This window comes from Mycobacterium florentinum, from assembly GCF_010730355.1.
GTDB classification, from domain to species: domain Bacteria; phylum Actinomycetota; class Actinomycetes; order Mycobacteriales; family Mycobacteriaceae; genus Mycobacterium; species Mycobacterium florentinum.
On the sequence record NZ_AP022576.1, the window covers coordinates 4764534 to 4781341 of the forward strand.

Consider the following 16808-nt stretch of genomic DNA (forward strand, 5'->3'; position numbering starts at 1 on the left):
GGCGCGCCTCTCAGGCCGCTCTCAGGCCCTAGGACGAAACTAGTGGCCGTGCGCATTCTTGTCGTCGATGACGATCGCGCGGTCCGCGAATCGCTGCGCAGATCGCTTTCCTTCAACGGCTACTCCGTCGAGTTGGCCAATGACGGTGTTGAGGCTCTCGAAGCGATCGCCAGCGAGCGTCCCGACGCGGTCGTGCTCGACGTGATGATGCCGCGCCTCGACGGTCTCGAGGTCTGCCGCCAACTGCGCAGCACCGGCGACGACCTGCCGATCCTGGTGCTGACCGCCCGCGATTCGGTGTCCGAACGGGTCGCCGGCCTGGATGCCGGCGCGGACGACTACCTGCCCAAGCCGTTCGCCCTCGAGGAGCTGCTGGCCCGGATGCGGGCACTGCTGCGCCGCACCAAGCCCGAGGACGCCGAGTCGGTCGCCATGACGTTCTCCGATCTGGCCCTGGACCCGGTGACCCGTGAGGTCACCCGTGGGCATCGCCGGATCAGCCTGACCCGGACCGAATTCGCGCTGCTGGAGATGCTGATCGCCAATCCGCGCCGGGTGCTCACCCGAAGCCGCATTCTCGAGGAGGTGTGGGGATTCGACTTCCCCACCTCGGGCAATGCGCTGGAGGTCTACGTCGGGTACCTGCGCCGCAAAACCGAAGCCGACGGTGAGCCGCGCCTGATCCACACGGTGCGCGGCGTCGGCTACGTCCTCCGGGAGACGCCGCCCTGATGATCCGGTTCCACCGACGTCGGCGCGCACCACTGCGAGCCCCGAGTTCGTTGTCGCTGCGGTGGCGGGTGATGTTGCTGGCGATGTCGATGGTGGCGATGGTTGTCGTGTTGATGGCGTTCGCCGTCTATGCGGTGATCGCGGCCGCGCTCTACAGCGACATCGACAACCAGCTGGACAGCCGAGCCCAGCTGCTGATTGCCAGCGGTTCGCTGGCCGCCGACCCGGCCAAGGCCATCGAGGGCACCGCGTATTCGGACGTCAACGCGATGCTGGTGAACCCGGGCCACTCGATTTACACCGCCCAGCAGCCGGGCCAGACCCTGCCGGTCGATGCGCCGGAGAAGGCGGTCATTCGCGGCGACTTGTTCATGTCCCGGCGCACCGCTGCCGACCAGCGGATCCTGGCGATCCACCTGCCCAACGGCAGTTCGCTGCTGATCTCCAAGAGCCTGCGGCCCACCGAGGCGGTGATGACCAAACTGCGCTGGGTGCTGCTGATCGTCGGCGGCATCGGGGTCGCGGTCGCCGCGGTGGCCGGCGGCATGGTCACCCGGGCGGGACTGCGGCCGGTCGCCCGGCTGACCGAAGCAGCCGAGCGGGTGGCTCGCACCGACGACCTGCGGCCGATCCCGGTGTTCGGAAGCGACGAATTGGCAAGGCTCACTGAGGCATTCAACTTGATGCTGCGAGCACTCGCCGAGTCCCGGGAGCGCCAAGCGCGGCTGGTCACCGACGCCGGACACGAACTGCGCACCCCGCTGACGTCGCTGCGGACCAACGTCGAACTCTTGATGGCGTCCATGGAACCGGGCGCGCCGCGGCTGCCCGAGCAGGAGATGGTCGACCTGCGTTCGGATGTGCTGGCGCAGATCGAGGAATTGTCCACTCTGGTAGGCGATTTGGTGGACCTCACCCGGGACGACGCCGGCCAGGTGGTGCACGAGCCCGTCGACATGTCCGAGGTGATCGACCGCAGCCTGGAACGAGTCAGGCGGCGGCGCAACGACATTCACTTCGACGTCGACGTGATTGGCTGGCAGGTCTACGGCGACAACGCCGGGCTGTCGCGGGCGGCGCTCAACCTGATGGACAACGCCGCCAAATGGAGTCCGCCGGGTGCCCACGTCGGTGTGCGGATGCGCCAGCTCGACCCGTCGCACGCCGAGCTGATCGTCTCCGACTTCGGCCCGGGGATCCCGCCCCACGAGCGACGCCTGGTGTTCGAGCGGTTCTACCGGTCGACGACGGCGCGGGCCTTGCCCGGTTCGGGGCTGGGGTTGGCCATCGTCAAGCAGGTGGTGCTCAACCACGGTGGACTGCTGCGCGTCGAAGACACCGTTTCGGGAGGACATCCTCCGGGAACATCGATTTACGTGCTGCTGCCCGGCCGGCCACTGCCGGTTTCGACGTATCCGACGGCCGGGACCGAGACGGGGGCCGACGCCACCGGCCAGGCAACGACGGACCCCGCCGTTCCGGTGGGTGCCGATCCGGCGAACTCTCGGGAAGCGGCGAACGTTATCTCAGTGGACTCTCAGTCCGCACGCGCAAGGTAGATGCAGATAGTGTTGACAATCGAGCCAAGTCGAGCTCGATAGCACCCCCATTTAGAGGAAGAGCGACTTAGCGACATGACGAATGACCCGAGGTATTCGCCACCGCCGCAGCAGCCGGGATACCGCAGCGCGCCTAACCAGCCCGCGGCTCCCGCGTATGCCCCAGGGCCTCAGCAACCGTACAACCAGCCTTACGACTGGCGGTACCAACAAGGGCAGCCGTCACAGCCGTCACAGACCTCGCCATACCGTCGGCCCTACGAGCCGTTCGGCGACACCGGGGCGGGTGCGATCCCCGGCGGCACCGGCCCGGGCCGGATCCCCGGCGGTACTGGCCCGGGTCCGATCCCGGGCGGAACTGGCGCGGGCCCGATTCCCGGCGGGACCGGAACCCATCGGATCCCCGGCATGCTGCCCCCGATGGGGCCCCCGCGGCCGGAGAAGCGATCCCGCGCGGGCCTGCTGGTAGCGGGCGCGCTGGCGATCGCGGTGGTGTCGGCCGGTATTGGCGGTGCCGCGGCAACGGTCGTCGAACTCGGTACACACTCCACGACCGCCAGCGGCGGCAGCGGACCCTCGGGGGCCACACCCGGTGTCCCGGCGGCCAATATGCCGCCCGGCACCGTCGAACAGGTCGCCGCAAAGGTGGTGCCCAGCGTCGTGATGCTGGAGACCGACCTCGGTCGCGCGTCCGAAGAGGGCTCCGGGGTGATCCTGTCGTCCGACGGGCTGATTCTGACCAACAACCACGTCATCGCCGCGGCCGCCTCCCCTCCGAAGGGACCGGGCGGGCCGGCCTCGCCGACACCCGGCAGCCCGCCGCCCGGCAGCCCGCCGCCCGCGCCGGGCGGTCCGGCACCGAAGACGACGGTGACCTTCTCCGACGGCCGCACCGCGCCCTTCACGGTGGTGGGTGCCGATCCGACCAGTGACATCGCCGTCATCCGCGTGCAAGGCGTGTCCGGACTGACCCCCATCGCGATGGGCTCCTCGTCGGATGTCCGGGTCGGCCAGCCGGTGATGGCGATTGGTTCCCCGCTGGGGTTGTCCGGCACGGTGACCACCGGGATCATCAGCGCCCTGAACCGGCCGGTGTCGACGACAGGTGAGTCCGGTAACCAGAACACGGTGCTGGACGCGATTCAGACCGATGCCGCGATCAACCCGGGTAACTCCGGCGGCGCGCTGGTCAACCTGCAGGGACAGCTCGTCGGCATCAACTCCGCGATCGCCACCCTGGGTTCGGATTCGCCTGACGCGCAAAGCGGTTCGATCGGGCTCGGCTTCGCGATCCCGGTCGACCAGGCCAAGCGCATCGCCGACGAGTTGATCAGCACGGGCAAGGCGACGCATGCGTCGCTGGGCGTGCAGGTCACCAGTGACAAGAGCACACCGGGCGCCAAGGTCGTCGACGTCGTGGCCGGCGGTGCCGCCTCGAACGCGGGAGTGCCAAAGAACGTGGTCGTCACCAAGGTCGACGACCGTCCGATCAGCAGCGCCGACGCGCTGGTCGCCGCGGTGCGGTCCAAGGCGCCGGGCGACAAGGTATCGCTGACCTTCCAGGATCCCGGCGGTGGCAGCCGGACTGTGCAGGTCACCCTGGGCAAGGCGGATCAGTGATGAGAGTCGATGAGCCGATGTCCGAGCTCGGATATACGGTTGCACCCATGGAAACGGGTGCGGAATTGGTAGTCGGCCGGGCTCTGGTAGTGGTGGTCGACGATCGCACCGCCCACGGGGACGAAGAAGATCACAGCGGGCCGCTGGTCACCGAGCTGCTGACCGAGGCGGGATTCGTCGTCGACGGTGTGGTGGCGGTGGCGGCCGACGAGGTCGAGATCCGCAACGCGTTGAACACGGCGGTGATCGGCGGGGTGGATCTGGTGGTTTCGGTCGGCGGGACCGGAGTGACCCCGCGCGATGTCACCCCCGAGGCCACCGTCGAGATTCTGGACCGGGAAATCCTCGGCATCGCCGAGGCGGTCCGCGCGTCCGGGCTGTCCGCGGGAATCATCGATGCCGGGTTGTCACGGGGTCTGGCCGGTGTGTCCGGAAGCACGTTGGTGGTCAACCTCGCCGGTTCCCGTTACGCGGTGCGCGACGGGATGGCGACGCTGAACCCGCTCGCCGCGCAGATCATCGGGCAGTTATCGAGCCTCGAGATCTGAAGTCGCTCGGCCACGTTCGCGCCCCGCGTTAGCCGCGGGAACTCAGTGCGACTCGACGTCCGCGCGCGGCCCGAAGTCGGGCGGCGGCGTGGTGTCCGTCCCGCCGTGTCTGCCGGACGAGGAGTCGCCGTTGGTCTGCGCGAGCAGGTCGCGGATCTCGGTCAGCAAGACGATCTGGGCGTCGTCGGCCTGCTCTACTTCGCCGCGCTTGCGGAAAGTGTTGTAGGGCAGCACGACCAGGAAGTACACCACCGCGGCGACCAGGAAGAAGTTGATCCCGGCGGACAGCAGGACGTTCAGGTCGATGGTCTGGCCGCCACCGATGCTGATCTTCAGAATGCCGACGTCCGACTTCTGGTTGACGCCGATCCGGTTGATCAGCGGCGTGATGATGCTGTCGGTGAATTTGGTGACCAGCGCGGTGAACGCGGTACCGATGACCACCGCGATCGATAGGTCGACGATGTTGCCCCGCGCGAGAAACTCCTTGAACCCCTTGAGCATTCCGACGTCCTTTCTGGGCTGGACACAGTTTGCCGCGGGTGCTGTGGCGAGCGGCAGTCAGGTACTCAGTGCAGGGTGAGGGTCACTGCCTGGCCTAACACCGAGCCTGCCACCGTGTTCGCCACGCGAGCCGGCAGCGCAACTAACACTACGCGGTCGTCGTCGGCGGCCCGGACTTTCTGCTTGGGCGATACGAGCACGACGACGGCATCGGTGGCCACCACCTTGCTGATCGCCTGGGTGCCGGGCTGCGATTCGGTGGGCGGCGCGGCCAGCACGTCGACGACGTCGCCGGCGCGAACCAGATCGATCAGCGCGCCGTCCGTCAGATGCAGCGGCACGATGCGCGCCCCCGGGCCCGCGGTCAACTCGGCCAGCCTGCTGCCGAGCAAGCGGACATCGGTGAGCACCTCGCCCCGGCGCGCCGGACCGGCCAGCATCGAACCGACCACGGCGCCCGGGTCCGCTTGCGAGCCATCGGGAAGTGTTGTCGCCAAACGCTTTTCGACTCGAACGTCGTCGGGCGTCAACGCTGCACCGGGAGTCAGGTCACGCGTGGCCACCACTACGTCGACGCGGTCGCCGTCCGGATTCGAGTGCACCGCCGCGACGCCGGCCAACACGACGAGTCCACCCGCGACCACTCGGCGGGCCAGTACGGTTCGGGTCCAATCGGGGCGCAGCGACGCCGATATCCGCTGTAGCAGTGCCGGATTCAGCGATGGTTCTCCCACGCCGCAACGGTAGGCGTAACGCGCCGCCGAAACTTCCCGTCCGAGACGGGTGCTGTGGATAACCGGCTAGCTGGAAGCGGCCGCGGTCGTTGAGGCCGAACTCGTCGACTTCTCACTGGACGTCGACTTCTCGCTCGAGCCGGACTTCTCGCCGGACCCGGAGCTCTCGCTGGAGCCGTTGGTCGAGGAGCCGTTGCTCGCGGAGCCGTTGGTCGAACTCGACGTTTTCTTGCCGGACTCGCGGCTGTCGGTGCGGTAGAAGCCGCTGCCCTTGAACACGACGCCCACGGAGTTGAACAGTTTGCGGAGCCGACCCGAGCACTTCTCGCAGGTGGTCAGCGTGTCATCGGTGAAGGCCTGCACAACGTCGAACCGGTTGTCGCACTCGGTGCAAGCGTAGCTGTAGGTCGGCACTCCAAAACCTCCGTTAGATAAGCTTGTTAGCACTCTACAGTGCCTGAGTGCTAAAACAGCCATGAAATCCGTCTCATTCCCGGGCCCGATCGGCCGCGCGCAGCGTCACAACCCCGCGTTCCGGGGTGATCACATGGGTCATCGGCACGTCGTGCGGATCGGCCGGTAACTCGTCGACGAACTCCTCGTCGCGCACCACCGCGACCAGGCGTGCCTGCGGGTTTCTGGCGGCCAGCGAGCGGTCGTAGTAGCCCCGGCCCCGCCCCAGCCGCGCGCCCCGACGGTCGACGGCCAGGGCGGGCACCACCACCATTTCGGCCTCGGCCAGCGCCGACTCGGATAGCCACGGCTCGGGCGGCTCGAGCAGGCCCCAGCGGCCGCGGACGAGTTCGCCCGGCCGGTACTCGGCCCAGCGCAGCGGCATCGGGGCGCCGTCGGCGGTGGTGCGCGCAACGGGCAACAGCACCCGCCGCGAGTGCCGCAGCAACATGTCCAGCATCGCGACCGAGCCCGGCTCGGTGCCCACCGGAACGTAGGCGCAGACGGTGCTGCCGCTGCTCACCGCGAGCGCCAGCTGTTCGGTGAGCTTTCGCGCCTCACCGGCGCGAACGTCGTCGGCAACCAGACTTCGCGCGGCCAGCAGTTGCTCGCGCAACGCGGCCTTGGTCGAAGTCGTCATGCATCAACGATGACAGCACGGTTAATCGGCCTGCCACGCAGCGGCGGCAACCCCCCTGAGCGCTATGGTGTGTGAACGATGTCACGGCCAGATGAAGTCCCGATCCCGCACACGGCGATCGTCCCCGCAGCCGGTCTGGGCACCCGTTTCCTGCCGGCCACCAAGACGGTGCCGAAAGAGTTGCTGCCCGTCGTCGACACGCCCGGTATCGAGCTGGTGGCAGAGGAAGCGGCTGCGGCCGGTGCCGCGCGGCTGGTCATCATCACCTCCGAGGGCAAGGACGGCGTCGTCGCCCACTTCGTCGAGGACCTGGTGCTGGAGGGCACGCTCGAGGCCCGCGGCAAGAAGGCGATGCTGGCCAAAGTGCGTCGCGCCCCGGCCCTGATCAAGGTCGAGTCGGTGGTGCAGCTCGAGCCGCTCGGGCTGGGACACGCCATCGGCTGCGTGGAGCCCGTGCTGGCGCCCGACGAGGACGCCGTCATGGTGCTGCTGCCCGACGACTTGGTGCTACCCGGCGGTGTGCTGGAGACGATGTCCAAGGTGCGCGCCCAGTACGGCGGCTCGGTGTTGTGCGCCATCGAGGTCACGCCCGAGGAGATCAGTGCCTACGGTGTTTTCGACGTCGAGGCCATCCCCGGCGCCGGCAATTCCGACGTGCTCAAGGTCAAAGGCATGGTGGAAAAGCCCAAGGCCAAGGACGCCCCGTCGCTGTATGCGGCGGCCGGCCGGTACGTGCTCGACCGCGCCATCTTCGATGCCCTGCGCCGCATCGACCACGGGGCCGGCGGCGAACTCCAGCTCACCGATGCGATCGAGCTGCTGATCAAAGAGGGCCACCCCGTTCATGTCGTCGTGCATCGCGGATCTCGACACGACTTGGGAAATCCCGGCGGCTACCTCAAGGCTGCGGTTGACTTTGCATTGGATCGTGACGACTACGGCCCGGAGTTGCGGCGGTGGTTGGTGGCGCGATTGGGCCTGAACGAGCAGTAGTCGGCCGCCACGCCGGGCCCGGTTAATGACCGGGCGATCGGGCTCGGTCCTTCACAGGGCCCGATACGGCGCCCGTCAGGGGTGACGGCAGAGAGGCGCGGCGAGTGCGTTCGGTTGAGGAGCAGCAGGCCCGGATAACGGCGGCCGCGGTAGCCCCGCGCCCGATACGTGTCGCGATCGCCGAGGCACAAGGGTTGTTGTGCGCCGAAGAAGTAGTGACCGAGCGGCCGCTGCCCGGCTTCGATCAGGCCGCGATCGACGGCTATGCCGTGCGCAGCGTCGACGTGCTGGGCATCGGCGAAGTGGGTGCCGACCTTTCCCTCGACGAAACCGGCGAGCCGATGGCCGACGTGGACAGTCCCGGCGGGCTGGTACTGCCGGTGATGGGGACCGTCGAGGCCGGTGCGCGCACGCCGAGCCGGTTGCAGCCGCGGCAGGCCGTGCGGGTGCAGACCGGGGCGCCGCTGCCCACGCTGGCCGATGCCGTGCTGCCGTTGCGCTGGACCGACGGCGGCACGTCGAAGGTGCGGATTCTGCGCGGGGCGCCATCGGGTGCCTACGTGCGCCGCGCCGGCGACGACGTCCAGCCCGGCGATGTCGCGGTGCGCGCCGGGACGATCATCGGCGCGGCTCAGGTGGGCCTGCTCGCGGCGGTCGGCCGGGAGCGGGTGCTGGTGCATCCGCGTCCCCGGGTGTCGGTCATGGCGGTGGGCGGCGAGCTGGTCGACATCTCGCGGACTCCGAGCAACGGTCAGGTCTACGACGTCAATTCCTACGCGTTGGCGGCCGCGGCCCGGGATGCCGGCGCGGAGGTCAATCGGGTCGGCATCGTGCCCAACAACCCGCAGGAGCTCGGCGAAATCGTCCAGGGCCAGATCAATCGCGCCGAGGTCGTGGTGATCGCCGGCGGGGTGGGCGGCGCGGCCGCCGAGGCGGTGCGGGTGGTGCTGTCCGAGCTCGGCGAGATGGAGGTCGTGCGGGTCGCCATGCACCCCGGCTCGGTGCAGGGCTTCGGTCAGTTGGGCCGCGACGGCGTGCCGGTATTCCTGCTGCCGGCCAATCCGGTCAGCGCGTTGGTGGTCTTCGAGGTGATGGTTCGCCCGCTGATCCGGCTGTCGTTGGGCAAGCGCCAGCCGATGCGCCGGGTGGTGCAGGCCCGGACGTTGTCGCCGATCACGTCGGTGGCCGGACGCAAGGGCTACCTGCGCGGGCAGCTGATGCGCGACCAGGACAGCGGTGAGTATTTGGTGCAGGCGCTGGGCGGAGCCCCGGGTTCGTCGCATTTGCTCGCGACGTTGGCTGAGGCAAACTGTCTAGTTGTGGTTCCCAGTGGGGCCGAGCAGATTCGCACCGGTGAGATCGTCGACGTCGCGTTCCTGGCCCAGCGCGGCTGACTCAACTGCGCACGCTCGTGAACCTCTTGCGCTCTGACGCCCGTCATCCCGGGTGGCCCTCGTCCGTCGGGCCGCTACGAGTCGCAGCCGGCGTCGTGCGGCTGCGGGCGGTGCGGATGCGCGACGGCGCCCAATGGAGCCGCCACCGGTTGGCCGATCGGGCGCATCTCGAGCCGTGGGAGCCCACGTCCGATGGCGATTGGGCGCTGCGGCACACCGTCGCGGCCTGGCCGGCCTTGTGTTCTGGCCTGCGCGCCGAGGCGCGCAATGGCCGCATGCTGCCGTACGTGATCGAGCTCGACGGGCAGTTCTGCGGGCAGCTGACCATCGGCAACGTCACCCACGGCGCCTTGCGGTCGGCGTGGATCGGCTACTGGGTGCCGAGCTCGGCGACCGGCGGCGGGGTGGCCACCGGCGCGCTGGCACTGGGCCTGGACCACTGCTTCGGGCCCGTCATGTTGCATCGGGTGGAGGCCACCGTGCGCCCGGAGAACGTCGCGAGTCGGGCCGTGCTGGCCAAGGTCGGCTTCCGCGAAGAGGGCCTGCTGCGGCGCTACCTCGAGGTCGACCGGGCCTGGCGCGATCATCTCCTGATGGCCATCACGGCCGAGGAGGTCTACGGGTCGGTCGCATCGACGCTGGTCCGCGCCGGACACGCGCGCTGGGCCTAACGGTCTTTGGGGTTGCTGCCGGGGCGGTAGTGCCTGCCGCGATGGCTTGCGAGACGACGATTTCGACGCGTTCCCGACCCGCCGCTGTAGAGAAATCGCAATAAAACTGTGGCTAGCGTGACATATGTGGCGTGTGATGCTTGATTGAGGCAAATTACAGGTGTGTAATTGCGCTGGTCACAGGTCCCGGCCACGCAGGTCAACGATCGGCCTCGCGGGGGATCCGACCAGAAGGAGCAGTTCATCATGCCAAGCATCCCGCAGTCGTTGTTGTGGATCTCGCTCGTGGTGCTCTGGCTGTTCGTGCTGGTACCGATGCTGGTCAGCAAGCGCGACGCCGTGCGACGGACCAGCGACGTGGCGCTGGCCACCCGGGTGCTCAACGGTGGTGCGGGTTCCCGCCTGCTTCGGCGCAACGGTCCGGCGGCGGGTCACCGCAGCGATCCGGACTGGCAGCCCGAAGACGCGGGCGACGACGAGCTCGCCGAGACCGACGATGAGCACGACGCCGAGACCGAGGAGCTGAGCCCCGCCGGTGCGGTCGTGATGCGGATGCCGGCCGCCGAGCCGGCCGAGCCCGACTACCTGGACGTCGACGTCATCGAAGACTCGGGCGCCCTGCCGGCCGGAGTCAGCGCCGCGGCCGTCGAACCCGAACTCGCCCCGGTGGCCGAAGACGAGCACGACGACGAGGCCGAGCACGATCACCTCGACGACGAGTACGAATACGTCGAGGACTCGTCCGGTTTAGAGCCCGAGGCAGACGACGAGGACCCGGGCGTCCGCGAGCGCGTGGTCCCGGCGAGCGCGCAGCGCCGGCGCCGTTTCGACACCAAGACCGCGGCCGCCGTCACCGCGCGCAAGTACGCCTTCCGCAGGAAGGTGCTGATGGTGATGGCGGTCGTGCTGGTCGGCTCCGCGACGGCCGCGTTCGAGATCACCCGGACCGCCTGGTGGGTGTGCGGAGTGGCCACCGCGATCACCCTGCTCTACCTGGGCTATCTGCGCCGGCAGACCAAGATCGAGGAGAAAATCCGTCGCCGCCGCACACAGCGGATGACCCGCGCCCGCTTCGGGGTCGAGAACACCCGCGACCGTGACTACGACGTGGTCCCGTCGCGGCTGCGTCGCCCCGGTGCGGTGGTGCTGGAGATCGACGACGAGGACCCGATCTTCGAGCACCTGGACTACGCGATGCCGCAGCAGAACTTCGGCTGGCCCCGGGACCTGCCGCGCGCCGTGGGCCAGTAGGCCTGTTGGCTCTGGCACTTTCCCAGAACTGGTAGCCTGCTAGCGGTCAGGGGCTATAGCGCAGTTGGTAGCGCGTCTCGTTCGCATCGAGAAGGTCAGGGGTTCGATTCCCCTTAGCTCCACAACGTTTGAACTGGTCAGAGGGCTTTCTTTGATCACGCCCCGGTGTTGCCGAACCCGACGTGGCCGCGGATCAGTGGCAGAGTCGCCGCGGTGGCGAAACCCGCGGGGGCCTCGCAGATCGCCCGCACGGCGTTGAGCACCTGCATGCCGGTGGCCACGCTTGCCGAGCGGACGTGTTCTTCCATGCTCGCCGCGCGGGTGAAGCTGGCCAGGCAGAAGAAATGTGTCCGCATCGACGGGTCGCCCTCGATCGTCAGCGTCCAACCGTCCTGGGGTTTGGGCCAATGGCCCGGGTACTCGCCGCCCACGGTCCACAGCGTCTCGATCTCGACGAGCACCTCGCCGTCGCGCCGCCCCGACCACTTCCATCGTTGCCCCGCAGTGGTTCCCGCGAGCAACAGATGGTCGAAGATCTGGTGATCCTCTCGGGCGGGCACCGCCTCCACGGTCGAGGTGACCTCATCGATGCCGGCATTCAGCGCGTCCGCGAGAAGCCACACCTGTTCGGTGAAGATCCCGCTGTTGAAGGCCAGGAACTCACTGGCCTCGGTGCTGATCTCCTCGACGGGTCGCCCAAAGCGCATGTTGTCGAACGTGATCGACGTGCTTTCGTAGACCGACCAGTCGGCCCGCTCCTGCAGCGTGATCTTGTCGATGGTGCGGGACATGCCCGACAGGGCCAGCGGCAGGGCGCCGGAGAGGTTCCCGGGGTTCAACCCGTTGCCATGGATCGTGGTTCCGCCGGCCCGGCAGGCCTCGAGCACCCGGTCGCGGTCGGCCGGTGCGATGCGGCGCGGATGGAACAGAAACGCCGTCGTCGCAACGTTTTTCCCGCTGGCGAGCAGCGTGCACACCTCGTCGAGGTTGGTGTTGCGCGGGGTGTAGAGCACGCAATCCGCATCCAGCCCAACGATCTTGTCGACATCGGTCGTCGCGGCGACACCGATCGGGTCGCGGCCCACCAGCGTGCCGACGTCGACTCCGTTCTTCGAGTCGGAATACACTCGGGCGCCGACGATCTCGATATCGGGCCGGTGATCGATGATGGTGGTGACCATCTCGGCACCCACCGTGCCGGTGCCCCAAGGGATGACGCGGAGCCGCGTTAGATCACTGAATGTCGTCACTGCTTCCTCCTGACACCGGCGGCTGAGGCGGCCTTCATTGTGACCGACCGATGGCCGCGACCCGCAACTAGGTGTCGAAGGCGATAGGGAGAGTCGAGGGCCCGCTCAGCCCGACAAACGGCTTCCACGGCGACGGCCCATTTTTGCGAGGATTCGCGATTCGACGAGTGACGGTTCGCAGCGCCTCGGCGATTTCCAGCCGGGCCAGGTTCGCACCGACGCAATAGTGCACGCCCGCACCGAAGTTGAGCACCGGCGGCAATCCCTCGCGGGTGATGTCGAACCGATCGGGATCGTCGTAGATCGCCGGATCACGGTTGGCCGCAGCGGTATTCGAGAAAATCATGGTGCCCTCCGGAAAGAGGACACCGGCGAGTTCGACGTCCTGGGCCGCGACACGTACCAAGGAATTGGCGATCGGGGAGTGGCGCATGGTCTCGTCGACGGCGGTCATCGCCAGCTCGGGTCTGTCTCGCAAGAGCTCCCACTGGTCGGGGTGATCGCAGAGGACGCCGATGGACGCGGCAACCTGGTTGCGCGTGGTGTCGGTGCCCGCGAGCAACAGGGCGGCCGCGAGCATCCGCAGCTCGTCGTGATTGAGCCGGTCCCCGTCGTGCTCGGCCCGGATGAGGTCGGAGAGCAGGTCGTCGGTCAGGGTGTGGCGGCGCCGGGCGATCATGTCGTCGACGTAATCGTCGAGTTCACCCCAGGCGCGCATCACGTCGGGTACGTCAGCGGCGGTGAAGGTGAAGTTGAATGCCTTGAAGATGTCGTCCGCCCACAGTGAAAACTGTTGCCAGTCCTCGCGGGGCGCCCCGAGCAACGCACAGATGACGGGCACGGGGTACGGCCGCGCGATGTCGCTGACAACGTCGCAATGACCCCGGCGGCTGATCGGTTCGGCGATTTCGTCGATGACCTCGACGATGGTGGCGTGCAGTCGCTCGACCGCGCGCGGGGTGAACGCCTTGGCCACGACGCCGCGGACCCGCTGGTGTTTGGCGCCCTCCATGCCCAGCAACGAGTTGACGACTTTGTCCCAGAGGGGACCGGAGGTGATGCCTTGGACGGCGAGAATATACCCGGGCGGGATCTGGAATCGATTGTCTCGCAACATAGTGCGTACCAGATCGTAGGACAGCACTTCGGGTCCGTATGGTCCCAGTGCGATCGGTGCCAACCGCTGCGCTGCCTGGAATTTCGGGTACAACTGCGCGGGTGTGGCAGTCGCGACGTCGTACTCGATGGTCGGCAAGCCCGCGTCGAACACACTCGGGCTAGCGGTGTTGACGGGCGCCATCGCCCCTCCCTATCAGGTTCGAGAATGCTCTAACCGACAGTCGACTGCCACTTCGTCTGACTTTAAACCCGGCGGGAGGCTCAGTCAAGCAGCTGTCAAACCTGTTGATTCCCAGCGCAACTCATTCATGTCTGCGCGGTAGGCGGTCGCGTGAGTACGTCGGCGACCTGCTCGCGAAGCAGATCGCGCCGCAGTTTGGCGGTAGCGGTCTTGGGCAGCTCGGCCATCATGACGAAGGCGCGAGGTCGTTTGAACGCGGCCAGCCCCTCGCGGCACCAGGCGACAAGGGAGTCGGCGTCGGCCCGATGGCCGGGCCGCGGCACGACGCAGGCGATCGGCTTTTCCAGACCGGACGCGTCGGCGGCAGCCACGACGGCCGCCTCGATGACGTCGGGATGCTGCAGCAACCGTTCCTCAACCTCTGCCGGCGACACCCAGATGCCGCCGGCCTTGAGCATGTCGCTGGAGCGGCCGAGCCAGCTGTACGTGCCGTCGGCGTTGCGCACGACGGCGTCGCCGGTGCGCAGCCAACCGTCCTCAAACACCTGCCGGGTGGCGTCGGCCCGGTTCCAGTAACCCGAGGCGATCGACCCGCCCTTGACATGCAGCATCCCGCGCGCGCCCGCGGCGTCGATGACGGCACCGGACTCGTCCCGCAGCTGCACCTCGTAGCCGGGCACCGGAACACCCGCCGATCCCGGTCGCGCCCGGCCCGGCTGGTTGGACAGGAAGATGTGCAGCGCCTCCGTCGACCCGATGCCGTCCAGCACCTCGACTCCGAACCGGTCACGAAACCTCTCGAACAGCACGGGAGGTAGCGCTTCTCCCGCCGAAATGCCCTGTCGGACAGACTCAAACGTACCATCGGGCAAATCGCTGGCCAGCAGCGACGAGTAGAACGTGGGAACGCCGAAAAACAGTGTCGGGCGCTCGGCTCGGATGCGTTGCGCGATGACGGCCGGGGTCGGACGTGCTCGCTCCAAAACCGTTGTGGCACCGACCGCGAGTGGGAAGAAGCAGGAATTGCCGAGGCCGTAGGCGAAGAACAGCTTTGCGACCGACAGGCACCGGTCGTCGGGCAAGATGCCCAGCAGTCCGGCGCCGTAGCTTTCGGCAACACTGCGGATGCTGCCGTGCCGGTGGATGGCGGCCTTGGGCGTGCCGGTCGTGCCCGATGTGTAGAGCCACAGTGCGGGCGTCTCCTCATACGTGTCGGCGGCCGCGGCGACTGGATCGGCCGATGCGAGACATTCCCAGCGGTGCACGGCCGCGCCGGGGAGGCTATCGATTTCTTGCTGGCCGTCGAAGACCACGTCGGCGACATCGGGGGCCACCGCGGTCGCAGCGGCAACTTGAACAGCGAACTCCGTTGATGCACAGACCAATCGAGTACGCGAATCGGCGACCAACTTGCCCAACTCCGGTCCGGACAGCATGGTGGAAACCGGGACGGCGACCGCGCCCAGATACATCGCCGCCAGGATCCCCGACAGCAGTTCGACATCGTCGGCCATGCACAGGATGACACGGTCCTCGCGCCGCACGCCCAGATTCCGCAGCCCGCCGGCGACTCGACGCACCTCCTCGGCCAGGTCCTGGTAGCTCAGCGTGCGCGTCGAACTGACGACGGCGGTGCACTCCCCTCGCCCGACACGCAGGTGCCGATCGACGAGATAACCCGCAGCATTGAACAACGGCCGGTCGAGGGCGGTAGCCGCGCCCGCGGCCGAATGCTCAGGAAAGGTAGACATATTCGAAATCGAACGGCTTGTCGTTGATGCCCTGGGTCGGTGGCGCGACCCAGCCGGCGATCTTGCCCGGCTCATACACGGGCCGCATCAGCGAGCGCACGAAGGACAGGTCGTCGTTGGTGGGTAACCAGTTTGCCTTCGCGTCCTCCCACGAGGCAACGTCCACAATGCTGCCCGCCGGAGTGATGTGGTGTTCGGCGTAGGCGCCGACGGCGCGGTTGAAACCGACGTGGGGGAGCATGAATCGATAGTCGATGCCGTTGTCGGCGAGGATCCTGTTCCACCGCTTGACACCGCTGTGACAGTCGCTGGTGTACTCGCTGCGCAGGTCCAGATTCAAGGCCAGCAGCGCCGGTAGCTCGTCGGTGTCCCAGGTTCCCTCGGGCGTGGGCCTGCCGAGCTCGGCGTGGGCGTCGACGAGCAGATGATCGTCGCTTCGTCGCTCCTCTTGCCAGCGGCCTTTCAGCCCCACGGTGAAGTAATTGGCGGCGTTGGTGGAGGTTTCGCTGCCGAACAGGTCCAGCGAGACGCTGTAGTGGAAGTTGATGTACTTCTGCAGGATCTCGAGGGGAATGCCGCCGAATCCTCCGATGTCGGCGGTATCGTGCTCGCGCATCAGCTCGGCGCTGCGAGCGACCACTCGGTCCACGCCCGTCGTGCCGACGAACATGTGGTGCGCCTCTTCCTTCAGCATGAATTCACATGTGCGGGAAAGCGGATCGAACGCGCTCTCCTTCAACGTGCCGAGCTGATATTTGCCGTCGCGGTCGGTGAAGTAGGTGAACATGTAGAACGCGAGCCAGTCGGCGGTCGATTCGTTGAACGCCCCCAGGATGCGCGGTGAGTCGGGGCTGCCGGAATTGCGGCACAGCAACGCCTCGGCTTCCTCGCGGCCCTCCCTGCCGAAGTAGGCGTGCAGAAGGTACACCATGGCCCAGAGGTGCCGGCCCTCTTCGACGTTGACCTGGAACAGGTTTCGCAGGTCATACAACGACGGTGCGGTCAGGCCGAGGAGGCGCTGCTGCTCTACCGAGGCCGGCTCGGTGTCGCCCTGCACCACGATCAGCCGCTGTAGGTCGGCGCGGTGTTCGCCGGGTACCTGCTGCCAAACGGGCTCACCTTTGTGCTCCCCGAACGCGATACGACGATCGGGCTTGGGTTCGGCAAGAAATATGCCCCACCGGTAGTCCGGGAGATTGACGTGGTCGAAATGGGCCCAGCCGTCGCGACCGACCGCCACGGCGGTTCGCAGGTACACACCGTGGGTTTGCACCGCCGGACCCATCTCGCCCCACCAATTGAGGAATTTGGGCTGCCATCCCTCCAGGGCGCGTTGCAGCCGGCGGTCCGAGGACAGGTCGACGTTGTTCGGGATCTTGTCTTCGTAGTTGATCGATGTGGTCACGAC

Annotated in this window: 16 protein-coding genes and 1 tRNA gene; 9 read left to right on the forward strand and 8 right to left on the reverse strand. The window is 67.5% G+C overall.

Annotated elements, in window-relative coordinates; genetic code table 11:
* Positions 1-48: 48 nt before the first annotated feature.
* The 4 genes from mprA (at position 49) to G6N55_RS22710 (ending at position 4459) form a co-directional block, all read left to right on the forward strand.
* A complete protein-coding gene (mprA, locus tag G6N55_RS22695; protein WP_085219899.1) occupies positions 49-732 on the forward strand; it encodes a two-component system response regulator MprA in 684 nt (227 codons plus the stop codon).
* Positions 732-2291, forward strand: a complete 1560-nt coding sequence (locus tag G6N55_RS22700; protein WP_085219810.1) for a HAMP domain-containing sensor histidine kinase — start codon at positions 732-734, stop codon at positions 2289-2291. The genes mprA and G6N55_RS22700 overlap by 1 nt, the downstream gene beginning before the upstream one ends.
* Positions 2292-2366: 75 nt before the next feature.
* Positions 2367-3911: a S1C family serine protease gene (locus tag G6N55_RS22705; RefSeq protein WP_085219809.1), complete on the forward strand. Its 1545-nt coding sequence runs from the start codon at positions 2367-2369 to the stop codon at positions 3909-3911.
* The gene (locus G6N55_RS22710) at positions 3911-4459 is read left to right on the forward strand and encodes a MogA/MoaB family molybdenum cofactor biosynthesis protein (RefSeq protein ID WP_085219808.1); all 549 of its coding nucleotides are present in this window, start codon (positions 3911-3913) and stop codon (positions 4457-4459) included. The genes G6N55_RS22705 and G6N55_RS22710 overlap by 1 nt, the downstream gene beginning before the upstream one ends.
* Positions 4460-4501: 42 nt before the next feature.
* Here G6N55_RS22710 and mscL read toward each other — a convergent pair whose 3' ends face one another.
* From mscL to G6N55_RS22730, 4 genes are all read right to left on the reverse strand, one after another.
* The gene (mscL, locus tag G6N55_RS22715) at positions 4502-4963 is read right to left on the reverse strand and encodes a large-conductance mechanosensitive channel protein MscL (RefSeq protein WP_085219807.1); all 462 of its coding nucleotides are present in this window, start codon (positions 4961-4963) and stop codon (positions 4502-4504) included.
* 65 nt (positions 4964-5028) lie between these two features.
* On the reverse strand, positions 5029-5697 hold the full coding sequence (locus G6N55_RS22720) for an SAF domain-containing protein (RefSeq protein WP_085219806.1): 669 nt from the start codon (positions 5695-5697) through the stop codon (positions 5029-5031).
* A 66-nt stretch (positions 5698-5763) separates the two neighbouring features.
* A complete protein-coding gene (locus tag G6N55_RS22725) occupies positions 5764-6111 on the reverse strand; it encodes an FmdB family zinc ribbon protein (protein WP_085219805.1) in 348 nt (115 codons plus the stop codon).
* Positions 6112-6184: 73 nt separating this feature from the next.
* Positions 6185-6790: a 5-formyltetrahydrofolate cyclo-ligase gene (locus tag G6N55_RS22730; RefSeq protein ID WP_085219804.1), complete on the reverse strand. Its 606-nt coding sequence runs from the start codon at positions 6788-6790 to the stop codon at positions 6185-6187.
* 78 nt (positions 6791-6868) lie between these two features.
* Here G6N55_RS22730 and G6N55_RS22735 point away from each other — a divergent pair, with 78 nt between their 5' ends.
* The 5 genes from G6N55_RS22735 (at position 6869) to G6N55_RS22755 (ending at position 11221) form a co-directional block, all read left to right on the forward strand.
* A complete protein-coding gene (locus G6N55_RS22735; RefSeq protein WP_085219803.1) occupies positions 6869-7783 on the forward strand; it encodes a UTP--glucose-1-phosphate uridylyltransferase in 915 nt (304 codons plus the stop codon).
* Positions 7784-7887: 104 nt separating this feature from the next.
* Positions 7888-9177, forward strand: coding sequence for a molybdotransferase-like divisome protein Glp (glp, locus tag G6N55_RS22740; protein WP_085219802.1), 1290 nt, complete (start codon positions 7888-7890; stop codon positions 9175-9177).
* Between the two features lie 17 nt (positions 9178-9194).
* Positions 9195-9848, forward strand: coding sequence for a GNAT family N-acetyltransferase (locus G6N55_RS22745; RefSeq protein ID WP_085219801.1), 654 nt, complete (start codon positions 9195-9197; stop codon positions 9846-9848).
* Positions 9849-10094: 246 nt separating this feature from the next.
* The gene (sepX, locus tag G6N55_RS22750) at positions 10095-11099 is read left to right on the forward strand and encodes a divisome protein SepX/GlpR (protein ID WP_085219898.1); all 1005 of its coding nucleotides are present in this window, start codon (positions 10095-10097) and stop codon (positions 11097-11099) included.
* A gap of 49 nt (positions 11100-11148) precedes the next feature.
* A tRNA-Ala gene (locus tag G6N55_RS22755) sits at positions 11149-11221 on the forward strand.
* A gap of 33 nt (positions 11222-11254) precedes the next feature.
* Here G6N55_RS22755 and G6N55_RS22760 read toward each other — a convergent pair.
* From G6N55_RS22760 to boxB, 4 genes are all read right to left on the reverse strand, one after another.
* A complete protein-coding gene (locus G6N55_RS22760; protein WP_085219897.1) occupies positions 11255-12280 on the reverse strand; it encodes an NAD(P)H-dependent amine dehydrogenase family protein in 1026 nt (341 codons plus the stop codon).
* 136 nt (positions 12281-12416) lie between these two features.
* Positions 12417-13649, reverse strand: coding sequence for a cytochrome P450 (locus tag G6N55_RS22765; RefSeq protein ID WP_085219800.1), 1233 nt, complete (start codon positions 13647-13649; stop codon positions 12417-12419).
* Between the two features lie 125 nt (positions 13650-13774).
* Positions 13775-15400 (reverse strand): benzoate-CoA ligase family protein, encoded by a 1626-nt coding sequence (locus G6N55_RS22770; RefSeq protein WP_085219799.1) that lies wholly within the window; start codon positions 15398-15400, stop codon positions 13775-13777.
* Positions 15384-16805: a benzoyl-CoA 2,3-epoxidase subunit BoxB gene (gene boxB / locus G6N55_RS22775; RefSeq protein WP_085219798.1), complete on the reverse strand. Its 1422-nt coding sequence runs from the start codon at positions 16803-16805 to the stop codon at positions 15384-15386. The genes G6N55_RS22770 and boxB overlap by 17 nt, the downstream gene beginning before the upstream one ends.
* Between the last annotated feature and the right edge of the window lie 3 nt (positions 16806-16808).